Origin of the sequence: Flavobacterium cupriresistens (assembly GCF_020911925.1) — a bacterium.
GTDB classification, from domain to species: Bacteria; Bacteroidota; Bacteroidia; order Flavobacteriales; family Flavobacteriaceae; genus Flavobacterium; species Flavobacterium cupriresistens.
Window position 1 is genome coordinate 5,018,101 of sequence record NZ_CP087134.1, and the last position, 14,212, is coordinate 5,032,312.

Annotated in this window: 5 protein-coding genes; 2 read left to right on the forward strand and 3 right to left on the reverse strand. The window is 34.7% G+C overall.

The genetic code is table 11. The annotated features are described in order from the left end of the window. Nucleotides 1-8 precede the first annotated feature (8 nt). Entirely contained in the window at nucleotides 9-1,406 is a 1,398-nt protein-coding gene (locus LNP23_RS19845; protein WP_230002560.1) for a RagB/SusD family nutrient uptake outer membrane protein, read from the forward strand. A 1,325-nt stretch (nucleotides 1,407-2,731) separates the two neighbouring features. Here the strand turns inward: LNP23_RS19845 and LNP23_RS19850 are convergent. From LNP23_RS19850 to LNP23_RS19860, 3 genes are read right to left on the reverse strand one after another with little or no spacing between them, the layout of a single operon-like run. Then, nucleotides 2,732-3,319: a hypothetical protein gene (locus LNP23_RS19850; protein ID WP_230002561.1), complete on the reverse strand. Its 588-nt coding sequence runs from the start codon at nucleotides 3,317-3,319 to the stop codon at nucleotides 2,732-2,734. A gap of 11 nt (nucleotides 3,320-3,330) precedes the next feature. After that, nucleotides 3,331-10,203 carry an RHS repeat domain-containing protein gene (locus LNP23_RS19855; RefSeq protein WP_230002562.1) on the reverse strand — a complete coding sequence of 2,291 codons (6,873 nt, stop codon included), beginning with the start codon at nucleotides 10,201-10,203 and terminating at the stop codon, nucleotides 3,331-3,333. 4 nt (nucleotides 10,204-10,207) lie between these two features. Then, on the reverse strand, nucleotides 10,208-10,663 hold the full coding sequence (locus LNP23_RS19860; protein WP_230002563.1) for a T9SS type A sorting domain-containing protein: 456 nt from the start codon (nucleotides 10,661-10,663) through the stop codon (nucleotides 10,208-10,210). A 549-nt stretch (nucleotides 10,664-11,212) separates the two neighbouring features. Here LNP23_RS19860 and LNP23_RS19865 point away from each other — a divergent pair. Continuing rightward, nucleotides 11,213-14,203: a SusC/RagA family TonB-linked outer membrane protein gene (locus tag LNP23_RS19865; RefSeq protein WP_230002564.1), complete on the forward strand. Its 2,991-nt coding sequence runs from the start codon at nucleotides 11,213-11,215 to the stop codon at nucleotides 14,201-14,203. Nucleotides 14,204-14,212: the final 9 nt, after the last annotated feature.

A 14,212-nucleotide genomic window follows, 5' to 3' on the forward strand; every position in this document is an offset into this window, starting at 1 on the left:
CTTACAAAATGAAATCAAATAAATTAATTATACTTATAGCTTTCACATTGTTTTTTGCAAGTTGTGAAAATGATCTTGAAATCGAGCCTAAACAAAGGGAAGATGCTACTCTTACCCTAAGCACTGAGGCCGGAGTAACAAATGTGCTGACTGGAACCTATGCACTAGCCGCAAACGGAAATGCTTATGGTGGAAGAGTTTTACTTTATGGTGACTTACTTGGTGTAACAGGTGTCACAGCTACCACGGACTTCAGGTGGAGAGGAACTTTTGGTGAATTAAGTCAAATGTATAACAAATTAATGTTAGCCAATAATGTAATTATTCAGGGAACCTATGCTCGATATTATCAAATCATAAATGCTTCCAATACAGTTATCGAAAACATCGACAAAGTAAAAGATCCCGACAGAAGAGCCACTATGATTGGTGAAGCTAATTTTTTAAGATCTTTGGCGTATTTTGACCTGGTTCGTTTCTTTGCAAAACCCTACGAAAGTGGCAAAGCCAATACACAATTAGGGGTGGTTATACGACCAAAAGCTATTTATGATTTCAATGTTGACCTCTCTAAGGAAAGAAGCACTGTTGATGAAGTCTATAAAGTTATCATTGATGGTTTAAATCTCGCCTATACTAATCTTCCCGAAGAAAACGATTTTTATGCCGACAAGTATTCCGCAAAAGCACTATTGGCCAGAGTGTACTTACAGCAAGGTAATTATCCGGCAGCTAGAGATGCCGCACATGATGTTATTGAGAATAGTGGTCATGGCTTATCTGTTAAATATGCAGACGCCTTTAATCATGACACCGATAAAACTGAAGACATATTTGCTATACAAATCACCAAACAAACTGGCGTAAATGATGTTGTTACCTTTTATGCCTCTGAAGATAAAGGAGGACGCGGTGGTGATTTTTCTATTAGAGACCCATATTTAGATAAATTCACAGATCCTAATGATGATAGAGCACACTTTAATTACGAAAATCCGGCAAACGGAAGAATACTAACTTCAAAGTACACCGACCAATTTGCCGATGTTGGCATCATTCGTCTGGCTGAAATGTATTTAATAAGAGCCGAAGCCAATTTCCAGGCGGGAACAGCAATCGGAAATACACCTCTTGACGATATCAACATTATCCGAACAAGAGCCAATGCAGAAAATTTAACAACAGTTACTTTAGATGATATTCTACTCGAACGCCAACTAGAATTGGCAATGGAAGGATTTTTAATTCACGATATTAAAAGAACAAAACAATCAATTGCCAGCCAAAACAGTAAAGGAGAACCGAGATTATTAACTTATAATGCAAACGAGCTAGTATTCCCTATTCCAATAGCAGAAATGGATGCTAATAAGCTTATTACTCAGAATCCAGGTTATGGTCAGTAACTAAATTACTTTTAACTAAAGGAAACCATTCGTTGCGACGAATGGTTTTTTTTTATGAAACTTACTTTCGAATTTAAGGTAACATCTTTGAAACCAAGCTACCTGTAAAAAACTTATACCCTTCATTTTAAAAAGGATTCTTTTCTTCCTTACGAATGTATTTATCTACATATTCCTACTTAATCATATATTCTATTTCTACTCTATACTTTTTTGTATTATCTATATTACAATACTGATTCACGCCTTGATTCAAATATTTAATGACAGGATTAAAAAGAGATTCTTAAGTATATAGACTTTCCAGATTTAACTCTAATAACACTTAGAGTAAGGAAGAATCCATTCTTATATAAGCTTTTATAAATCAAATACTCATCAACTACAAGTGTATCATTCTTCCTTTCAATCACTATTCTTTTTCTTTTGTCAAGAATAGAATCATTGACCTTCCTTTGATCAATTACTTCCTTTGATGCCGGTTTTTTTTTGCATTATTTTTATGCAGATAAATTGAAAAATTATCAAAATTACCATCATACGACAATCTGTTTTGAGTATAAAACGAAGTATCGATCACGAAACAATAATTTAATCTACTATCATTTTTAATTTCAACATTAACAAATTACCCATCCTCTAGTTTAGAATCTAAAATACTTTTTTTTTACCATTATCACTTACTATATTTTGGCCTGATATATTCTGAAAAGACAAACTGAGCATAAATAAATATTTCATCTTTTTCATTTAAAATTGTTTACTAATTTAAATAAAAGCCTAGCCTGCATTCTATAACTATCATAGTTAATTGGATTATAAGTACCCCATTTCTCGCTTCCCAATCATAGAATTGAAATTCATCTATTACATTGAGATAGTCTTCTCCTCCTTTTCTAAACCAAGTATAATAATTTGCAATATGAACTAACTCATGACCCACCGTACTTGCTAATTTTTAGTAACTCGAAAAAGCCATTTTGCTATTAATGCTTTACCTCCAAAAGCATGGTTCCCATTTGACTCAGAGCCTAAACTTAATCCAAGAGTTGTAATATCAACATCAATAATCTCTCTCTTCTAAAATCTAGGGTTATGAGCATCTGTCATCAAATCAGGGAAAACATTCGCTGCAAATTCATTCAAATTAAGCCCTTCATAATCTGCAGATACTTGAGGATTATCATAACCAGCAGCCTTAAGCCTATCGACAATCATACCTCGTTCAAGAATTCTGTACACAAAATGATTCAACCCACTGACAACTAATCCTGTAATAGCACCCTGCCAAAAATTACCTCCTGTAAGGTCGCTCCACAGTCTTATTAATCGTTAATATCAATTCTTTTCCCACTATCATTTACAAAATAAGTAAACCTCTTATTTTCTGAATATTTAACAGATACTTTACAATTCTTATCGAATTTTTTAGAATAAAAACCTTTATTATAGTCAATAGATTCATTAGGCATTAAAACAATACAATCTCTAATTATATTTTCTAGTATAAAATCTTTAGAATCTTTGTAGATAGTATTTCTACTAAAATTTTTCTCATAAAGTTTGTTTGCGAATTTAAGTTTTAATTCTTCTATTGATTTTTCATATCTTTCTTTCTCTTCACATTTAAATTCTTTAATTTTTATTGGTCTAATAAATGGTAAATATGTTGGAAGATTATCTTCATTAATATTTTTTTTGTTTTTAAAAATCTTTAAGTCAATATTCTTCTCTGATAAATAAATCGTATCATTTGTCAGATTTTCAATTTCAAATTGAAGTAAAACAAAATTATTTAAATATGTTTTACTTTCATATCCTAAATAATAGAAATTAATATTTTCAAAATTGTTGTTTTGTTTATGACTCATTATCAAAAAACAAATGCAAATTATATAAACTAACTTTTTCATACATGTTTTATTTAAGGTAAAAGACCGGGCACCCTATTATATCTATTTCCACCACTAACATAATTACGTTGAAGATTGGTATAAGCTTGCACATTTTGCTTTAAGCTAATACTATCCTTCATGTAATTTATTGTGTACTTATATGCAGCATATTCGGAAGCACTATGGTTGTAATTACCATTAAAGATTTTATTGTGATAATCATGCACAAATTCGTGACCTATGGTTACTTCTAAAAATTCAGAACCATAACTAGCAACTCCATCTGAAATATATGTGGTTCCATTCAGACTAAAGCCCCCTACTTGATCATTCCCTACGGAGATCATTTGTAAATTTGGATCATATTTAGCAAGACCATCACTTGTAATTATACCTCGTCTATTCATTTCACTTCCCCATTTTAAATTTCTTACACCGTATTTAGATTTGTAGTCATCTCCAAATTTCTCTTTTGCAAAAGCGTCTAAATCTTGCCTTTCTTCAATCATATGTACATAATGATTCAATCCACTAACTACCAAACCAGTTACAGCCCCTTGCCAAAAATTACCGCCACTAAGTTTTGCCCCTGCACCTCCAGCAACTGTTCCAAAAGCAATCATACCTAAACCTGAATCAGAAAGACTCCCAGCTCCTCCCCAAACTTGTGTTGGATTTATCATTTTGCCATTAGCGTCCAGTCCCTCATGATTAATCCCTTTCCCAAAAGCACTAGCCGCAATACTGCTTAAAGCTCCTGCCGCAAAACCACTCCAAAACTTTCCTCCCGAAATAGCAGTCACACCTCCCTGAAATGTACCATGAGCAACTGCACTCACTGTTGCCCTAACATAAAAGTTCGTAATTGTTGATGCTGCACTACCGATACCAAAAGTCACGGCAGAAGTTGCTGCTCCTATAAAGGTAGCTTTCGCCAATCCTCCTACACTAAACGGGACATCTGCCAATAAAGCGGTCAGAGTATAGGTAGTTGCCGCTATAACAGCTCCAATAATTACCGCCGCTCCTAATGTAATTGCCTCTTCGCCGCTCGGATCCGTATACTTAAGCGGATTGTTTAACACATATCCATACTTGTTGTAATTTTGAGTATTATAAGGCTCTTGCACATAATTATCAGGTTGCAGAAAACGGTGCAATTTTGGATCGTACAAACGTCCATTCATGTGTATGATTCCTACACTTTGCAAATGTTCGTGTCCTGTATAGCCACGATCCAGAACGGTTAAACCTGCAAGAATATTGCCTGCACCATCTTGTACTTTTACAATATTACCCCAGGCATCAAACAGTCTTTTTTCAACTAACACTCCTGTCTGATTGGTTACCGCTACAATTGTACCTTGATAATCTCTGTGTAAATATAAATAATTTTGTGTTGTTCCATCGCTTTTCAAAACTATAGGTGCTGTATAGCCATCTCCTCCAATGTAAGTTACAAACTCAATGGCTCCTGTGACCATATTTTGTTTTACTTCCATAGTACCATCTGCTGAGTAATGTTTACGATACGTTCTTAACAGTTTATCTGCTTGCAAACCGCCGTAAAACATACTGCTACGGTCATTACCATCATTGTAGGTAAAACTTATTTTATCTACTCCTGTCTCCTCTATTTGTACCGGGCTTTTAAAAGTATTGTACGTAACATTTAAGGCTCTTGTTGCAGTCGCTGCATCACTGGTTTTACGAATCTGAACGTCATCGTACCAAACATTTCCTAATCCATTATTATCTAAACGCAGACGTAACTTCTTTACGTTTGCAGGAACTAAAAATGTTTTTACAACTTGTATCCAACTATTTTTTGTACTTGTTATTTCACTACTATAACTAAGAACATTTAAGCCGTCTTTCATCACTAAAACCAATTCTGGTTGTGGATTGTCGCTATAAACCCAAGCTGAATAGGTATATTGAGTAGCAACTGCATTATCAATATCAACCCACTTATCTGAAAAGACATATTGTTCTGTAGTTGTAGTATTTGCTAATTTTAAAGAATTCTTCCCACTACGGGCTACTTTAGTATTGTCATAACTGTAGAATGCTGTATTAGGGAATCTTTCAACTCCCCAACCGGTTCTGTCTTCAAAACTATCATTAAAAATTCCTTCTCTCAAGCCATAATAACCAAGAGCTTCCGGAGTTGGTGTTATGGCTTTGTTTTGATAGGTTTTAGCAGTATCATATTCATAAGTACCTACAGCATTTTGCGTAATTCTTCCCTTGTCATCATAAACCTGTGTCTCCTGAATACCTAATGCATTAGTATATTCCGTCAAACGATCTAAGGCATCATATTTAAAAGTTTCATTTCTGCTGAACAAGTTATTGCTACGACTGTTTAAATTTCCTCTTTTAATTTCAAAAGCGGTATTAAGTGTTACGACATTTACAAGCGTAGGACTTGTTTTATCGTGTTTGATTTGAGTAGCGTAACCATATTGATCATAAGCATTTGTTATCACTATTCCGTTTCCTAAAGCAGCTGTTAAAAGCTGTCCTCTTTCATTCAATGTATTCGATTGCCACAATACTTGTTGCGTACTATCGTCTACAATTTGCCACGGAAATCCGTTTTGATAGGTATTTTTTACTGTTTTAGCACTGGTTTTTCCGGCTGCAGTAGCTGTAGAGGTTTCCTTTTCAACTCTTCCCAGAACATCAAATGACAATTGTTTTACAAAAATAGCATAAGGTGTCGTTTCTGTCGTCTTAAATAATCTTTTTAGCGTATCATACTCATAACTATTTGTAGTTGTTTTTACCTCTGCATTGTCTACGAAAGTATTACTTGTAATTTGATTTAAAGCATTATAAACATAAGTCGTCTTACTATTGGTATTGGTTCCTACAACTGTTTTTTCGGTTGGTCTACCTGCTGCATCATACACAAAAGAAGTCGTCCCGTTAGGTGTCGTCTCTGTTTTTAACTGACCAAAAGCATCATAACTATAGGTATAGATTCCTGCACTCGGATCAGACAACCAAATTTTATTACCCCAACCGTCAATATTCATCTGCACCTTATTACCAAGATAATCAGACTCTTTCATGTGTCCATTCGCAAAGTAAGCAAAATTTATAGTTCCTCCAGGATCTGTACTTTGTACTTTATTCCCTAATGCATCTACAGTAGCAGTGGTAATCTTACCATCATCGTTACTGGTAGTCGTTAAAACAGAATACGATAAAGTTTGTATTTTCCCTGTAGGCGCCGTTATTTTGGTGGGTCTCATTAAGTAATCATACTCATAAGTCGTCCAAAGAGTAGGTGCTGAAAAATAAGGTTCGCTTTCTTTTTGTTTGCGTCCCAATCCGTCGTAAACAATTTGCTTAGACACCATCGTATTTACAGTAAATCCTTTTGTAGAACTTACTACAACTCTTCCTAAGACATCATATTGCGTAACTGTTTTGGCTTCCAGATTATTAGTGCTAGTGGACGTATATCCACCATTTGCTAATTTCGCATATACGATTGTTGTAGAAATTGGAGTTGTTGAAGAATTCGTTACCGTGGTATTGGTCAATTTCCCCCAGCTGTCATAGGTAAAATTACTAACTACTCCCATATAATTTGTAGACTGGGTAACCTGACCGAGTGTATTATAGGTAAAATTGGTTACGAATCCTTGGTGATCTGTTTTTTTAACCACAAATCGTTTGGTAGTGTCATATTCATCCTTAATTGTTCTGGCAATTGGCACTGGCACAGCTGTAGGGGCTGAAACTGTTTTAGTCAATAAATTTCCTAATGCATCATAGGTCATGTCCTCAACAATAGCATAAGTATTATGCCCTTTCTTTTCCGTTTTGGTCAAGTTAGCACCCGTATAAGTATAGACCTCTTCGGCGGTACGGGTATCTCCTGAAGCAACATTATTAGCAGATGTATTTACCTTTTTAGGTCGTCCAACATAATAAGCACTTTCCACACCTGTTGGATTATTATCATATTGAGAATCTGTTGTAACAGATCCTTGAAGTGTTGCGCCACTATATTGTTTAATCACACTTTTTGTTTCTAAACCATAATAGGTTGGTGATGTTACAACACCATCATATGTATAAGTATTTTCACTTTTAACTCCCGTCAAGGCATCAAGTGTTGTTTGTGTACTCAACAATACATTATACAACTTTGATGTTGGATTGGTATACGTTGAAAAAACATTGGTTTTCGTGGTTAATAACCCACTCGGAGTGGCATCAAAAACCGTAGACGGATTGGTACTGGTCCACGTAACCGTATTTGCACCTCTAAGTGCTACATCATTATACACTGTTGTCCAAATTTTGGTATCAGAAGCTGACAAGTACCAGCTGCTTCGTGTAGTTTTAGTAAAACCGACGGTTCCATAATTATAATTCGACACGTATCCTCGGTATCTAAAATCCTGAAATTTAGAAATACCGTTAATAGTGGCCGTTAATTTAGACACCAAAAAACTTCCAGAATTCCTGATAATTTCAATATTAGGATAGGTTACTACATTGGCGGAAGAATAAAAATCAGTGTAAATATCACCCTGACCCCCTCCAACTGCTTCCATTGGCAGATATTCAACTGTTTGTTTGATATTACCGCTGGATTCTGTCACCGATTTTAATCTGTTTTCTGTATCTACATTTTTATTGAATTGATAGTATTCAATTTTATTATAATGACCTCTCACTAAAACCAGATCCGTATTTGCTCCATCATATCTGTAATTTGATGTCACAGGAATTGGAATATCAGGAGAATTGGAGGTAAATACCGTAGAACTATAACCTAATGCAAAACCGGAAGCTCCAACTTTACCTATATTGTTTATAAAACCCGAAACCTCCCATTGCGTATCATGATTATTGATACTCCAATCATCTTTATAATATTTTCTCCAGACACGTACCAAATCTGATTTGCCATCAGCATTAATGTCCATTGCATAATAAGTACTATAATGTCTTTGGGTATTGTAATAACTTCCTGTATCAGGCCAGTATTCCACAATATCAAGACTTTCTTTTACAAAAAATTCTCCTCCGGCAGGATTCGGATTGCTATAATAGATGTTCCATTGTGTTTGATTTGCGGCACCTTCACTGGTTGGAAGCATTATATCTGTTTTTCCATCCCCATTAAAATCTCCAAATAACATTTGTTTTGTTGTAGAATATTGATCTAATGTTCCAGCTCCAAGTAACTCAACCTCAACCCACGGCGCAATCGTCAAGTTCTTAAAACTAACTACTTTATAAGTTTTATTACTCTTAACTAACAAAATATCAGATTTTCCATCTCCATTAAAATCCAATACATATCTTCTCTGATCTCTAGAAAAATGTGTCGAACTAAATTGTGCGTATCCTGGTGTATTGGGAGTTGTTGAACTATTTGGATTTAGATCTAACAAACGATAAACGTTTGGTGTAGTTCCAATTTCTTCATCCATCACACAATCTCTAGTAGTAGGGTCATCAGAATTATAGTTTCTAAATTCTTTGTAACCTAAAATCAAAACTTCAGAAATACCATCCCCATTGAAATCTCCTTCAACATATTCATTTTTAAATTTTTTAAATTCACCAGTAGCACATCTATCTGGCACACAATTAGAGTTGCATTCCCCTGCATTAGGAATAGAGATTACTTTCTCATAATCTAAACCAAAAGTGTTATTTACAGTACTATATATACCAAATATCAAACTATTTAACGATGTATCCTTTAAGTTTAGAATTGAATTATATTGATTCATCTTTCCATTCTTTAAAGTAGTAATTACCGACTTATATAGTGGTGACATTCCTGTAATATTCAAAGGGGAATTTCCGGTATTACCATTAAATAAATTTGTAAAAAGCTGATCATTAGCTACAAAATCTAATCTTCCATCACCATCAAAATCACCAGCAAGGCTTATTTCATTAAACAATAAATTATTTGTGTACTCTTTCTCTATCCTTTGAGGTGTAGTAGGACTTAAACAATAGTCAAAAATAACCGGATTTGACAACTCATTCTGAGCATTTATCTCCTGTATTTCTTTTAGTCTCTGATAACCTAAACTGGTATCCTCTATGTGTGTAAGCTTATAAGTCCTAAAAACTACATTGTTTGCATAAACTTTTATGTTATCTAATATTTGTGTTGCATAAACCGGGATTCCTTTTAAATAATCCCTTTCGATACGTGTTGCTGCTTTATAAAAAAAACTAATTTTATCTTGAGCAGCTATACCTGCTACAGTGTTTCCGCTGAAAACAATATTGTTAATATACAATTGGTTTGTACCATTGTAGGCAACAGTGCTATAATTATAATCGATAAAATTACCATTCACATCTTCATATCGTACAATATACCATGAATTTACAGAAACAGAATTTTGCAAACTTCCCGATCCTTTAGAACCGTACCAACTTCTGGAACCATCCGGAGCGGTTACAATAAAATAGGTTATTGTACCTTCTATCTTTAATTCAATTTTAGTATTGCTTTTATATTCCGTCTCGTATGTTGATCCTGCTGTCCAATAAGTCCCTGTTTTTATAAGCAATCGTTCTCCATCTAATGACAATTTATCATCAACGTCAAAATCAACACCATCAACAAAACCATCAATATCGCGACGGCTTGCTATACGGCTAATAGTCGAAATACTATTGATACTCCAGCCCTGACCCGCTATACCTCCACGTACACCACTACTGTAGTTAAGATTTATTATTGGTGCTACCCCTTTTATACTGGGAGGAGTTGCAATAGGTAAAGTATAAGTTGCAGTACCTGAAGCCGAAATCTGTAGTTCACCTTTTGTATCCGTGAAATTTTGAGAAAAAACAAACGGAGTAAATAAAATAAAAAAGGATAAGTAAATCTGTTTCATAGAATTAGTCTTTTTGTTTAATAATTTTGACTGTTTTTTGTTCTCCATTGGTATAGTTTAATACAACAAGATAAATACCTGTCAAATATTGCTGAAAAGAAATAGTAAGCGTATTTATGGTCTCTGTTCTCGAAAAAGTTTCTAATGTCTGTCCATTTAATCCATAGACGACTACCGAAGAAACTTTATTATTATCTATTAATTCCCATTTAAGATAAAGTTCTTCTTTGACAGGATTCGGATAATACGAAATCACATCTTCGGGAAAGAATTTTTGTAAATCCCCATCAACTATAGCATCAATCTCTTTAGTTTGATTCGCTGATTTAGCAGTACAGCCACTTAAACATAGTACCCTGCTTATCTGATTTCCGGCTGTATCGTATCCGAATGTAATTTTTTGCTGCGCATTAGCTAAAGCGAAAGTAGCCAACAAAACTATCGTAATAACACTTCTCATAAGTACTTAATTTACTGATTATCAAACTTAAAACCATTACAAATAAATAAAATTAAAATCATTGTGCAACATTTTATTTATTCTATTCCTCTATAAAAAAAACTCCAAAAAGCAATATGCCGAAAATACCTGACTTGAGAACGTTTTTTGCAAATGTTAAAATTCATTATTAAACTCTAATTCGTTCAATTTTTACATGTGACTAGTTCTAAATAAACGATACATTTTTTTTAAGACTAGTCAATAAAACGAATTCTAGTTAAAAATAGCAAACTGTTCTTTTGCAAAAATTTTCATAAAATACTTCAGAAAGACTCCCTTATTTTTTCCTCTTTTGGCTGTTTTTTAATTGCGTTTTGATCTGCATAAAACGCAATTATGTCCATTAATAAAACGATGTAATTTCAACAAAAACCAATCATTTCTGTACAAATGTTGGTCTATTGCAACTAAAACAATAATAAATCAATTTAATACACTTATAAAGGCATTATCATTAATTAACATAAAATCAAGACGTTTACAAAACTAATCTTAGATAAAATAAACATGAAAAATGATCTAAATTTTAAAAGGTTTGCAACACTGCTATTGATTTTATTTATTCAAATAACAATCGCCCAGGAAGTAAAAATAACCGGGCAGATTTTTGACAAGGCAGGATTACCGATTCCCGGAGCTAACATAGTTTTAAAAGGAACCCAAGTGGTTGCCCAAACTAGTTTTGATGGAGAGTTTACAATCAGTGCAAAAGAAGGACAAACGCTTACTGTTTCATATGTAGGAATGAAAACATTGGAAATTCCGGCATCAAAATCAATGAAAATAACCCTTCAGGGGATCTCAAATGAACTTGATGCTGTTGTAGTTGTAGGGTACGGAACCCAATCTAAGAAAAATTCAACCGATAATATCGCCAGAGTTACCGCAAAAGATATCCAGCAAGTACCCGTTGCCAACGTACAAAATGCATTGGTGGGTAAATTAGCCGGCGTACAAATCACGCAAACAAATGGTAAAGTAGATGGAGGAATTAACATCAGAGTTCGTGGAGCGGCCAGTATCAGTGCCGGAACACAACCCTTGTACGTGTTAGACGGCATTCCGTTAATTACCGATGATGAGTCCAGCAATGGTGCGCCAACCAACCCACTGCTTACTTTAAGTACCAATGAGATTGAGTCTATTGATGTCCTAAAAGATGCTTCGTCTGCAGCAATATATGGTGCTCGTGGTGCTAATGGAGTTGTACTTATTACCACCAAAAAAGGGAAAGAAGGAAAAGGAACTTTCAGTATCAACCTTTCGCAAGGGGTTAGCGAACCCACACATAAAAAGAAATGGTTAAATGCTAAACAATATGTAGAATTATTACTGGAGGCAGGAAGAAATGCAAACGATCTGCAATCTGTCGAGGAAGAATTAGAAAATCTATCTCAAGGTTCAGACTGGAGAAACGGACAAACATACACCGATTGGCAGGATATTGCTTTTCAGACCGGTCACACGACTGATGCAGATTTTTCACTTTCCGGAGGCGATCAGAAAACAAAATATTTCATTTCAGGAGCTTACAACAATACGGTAGGTATCATTGACAGTAATGATTTAAAACGAATAACAGCTAGAACAAATTTATCGCATAAAGTTTTTGACAATTTTACGGTGGGTATGAACTTAAGCTTTTCAAGATCCTTAATCAACAGAGTTCAGGACGATAATTCCTTCACAACTCCATTACAATCAGTAGCGCAAGCTCCAATCTCACCTGCCCGATTAGCAGACGGTAGTGCCAATCCTAATACCGAATATTCAAATTATCTTTTAGCCAAAGACAATACGTTCTGGAAAACCATCATGAGAAGATTAACAGGAAAAGTGTACGGAGAATATAAATTTTTACCCTCTCTAAAATTCAATTCTGATTTCTCTTATGATCTTTTATCTCAAACAGAAGATAATTGGGAAGGGAAAAATGCTCCTTTTATGGCTACTGACGGCGCCGTTTTTGCCTCTTCCGTAAACACCGAAAATTATATTTCGAGCAACTACTTTACTTTTGATAAAACTGTTGCAGAAAAACACAGCTTTAATGCTGTTGTCGGTATGGAGTATAATAAGTACCACAGAAGATATCAGGATGTAACCAGTATTTATTTTCCAAATGATAATTTTAATACCATAGATGGTGGTGCCGAAGTAAACGAAGGCCATGGTAGCGAAACAGATTATGTTTTTGTTTCTCAATTCGGAAGATTAAACTACGCGTTTAATAACAAATACCTCTTTAAAGCAAGTATTCGTCGTGACGGCTCTTCTCGATTTGGGAAAAACAACCGATTTGGCTATTTCCCTGCCCTTTCTGCTGGTTGGATTGTTTCTCAGGAAAACTTTCTTAAAGACAATTCTGTTTTAACCTACTTAAAACTAAAAGGAAGCTGGGGGAAACTAGGAAATGCTGAGATAGGTAATTTTGCTTCACGCCAGTTATACCGAACAAATCCATATAACGTAAAATCAGGTTTAACTTTCGATCAGACGGGGAATGATAATCTGACCTGGGAGAAATCTACACAAATTGATTTTGGCTTTGAAACTCGTTTTTGGGACAGAATCACCCTTGAGGCCGACTACTATCAAAAAGATACTAATGGTTTATTGTTTGAAGTTCCTCTTCCAATAAGTTCGGGAGCAGCTTCTATCAATAAAAATATTGGAGCAATCAGAAGCAGTGGTTTTGAATTTACTTTAAATACCAAAAATATTGAAAAGGAAAACTTTACATGGAACACCAGTTTTAACCTGACCACCAACCAATCAAAAGTGAAATCATTGCCGAATAACAACAGTGACATTGTGTTAGGTAATACAATTAACAGATCCGGTGCCAATATCTCTTCTTTTTATTTAGTTGAATATGCCGGTGTTAATTCAGAAAACGGAGATGCTCTTTTTTTCAAAAACACTGTAAATCCTGATGGTACGCTCAATAAAGAGATGACAAGTAACTATGCTGAAGCAAGAAGAGTGATTGTTGGAAATCCGTTCCCTACTTTAATGTCAGGTATGACTAATACGATTACCTACAAAAGTTTTGATTTTACCTTTACTTTTCAGGGAGAATGGGGTGCCAGTATTTACAACGATGCGGGTTCTTACCAATCTACCGCTGCTGATGTTTATGACAATCAAACGGCAGATCAGTTAAATCGCTGGCAAAAACCCGGAGATGTTACGGATGTACCACAAGCAAGATTTGGAGGGAAAAATGGTACACAGAAATCAACTCGTTATTTAGACAAATCAGATTTTGTGCGTTTAAGAAACCTTACATTAGGATATACACTGCCTAAACAAGCCATAAAGGATACCGGACTGAGCAGTCTTAGACTCTATTTTACAGGTGTAAATTTACTTACGTTCACCAATTATAAAGGATTTGATCCCGAAGCAAGAAGAGACGATAAAGTAATCGGAGAAGATTTCTATTCAGCACCTCCTGCAAGAACAATGGCTTTAGGAGTAAATATTAATTTTTAAAACTTACAA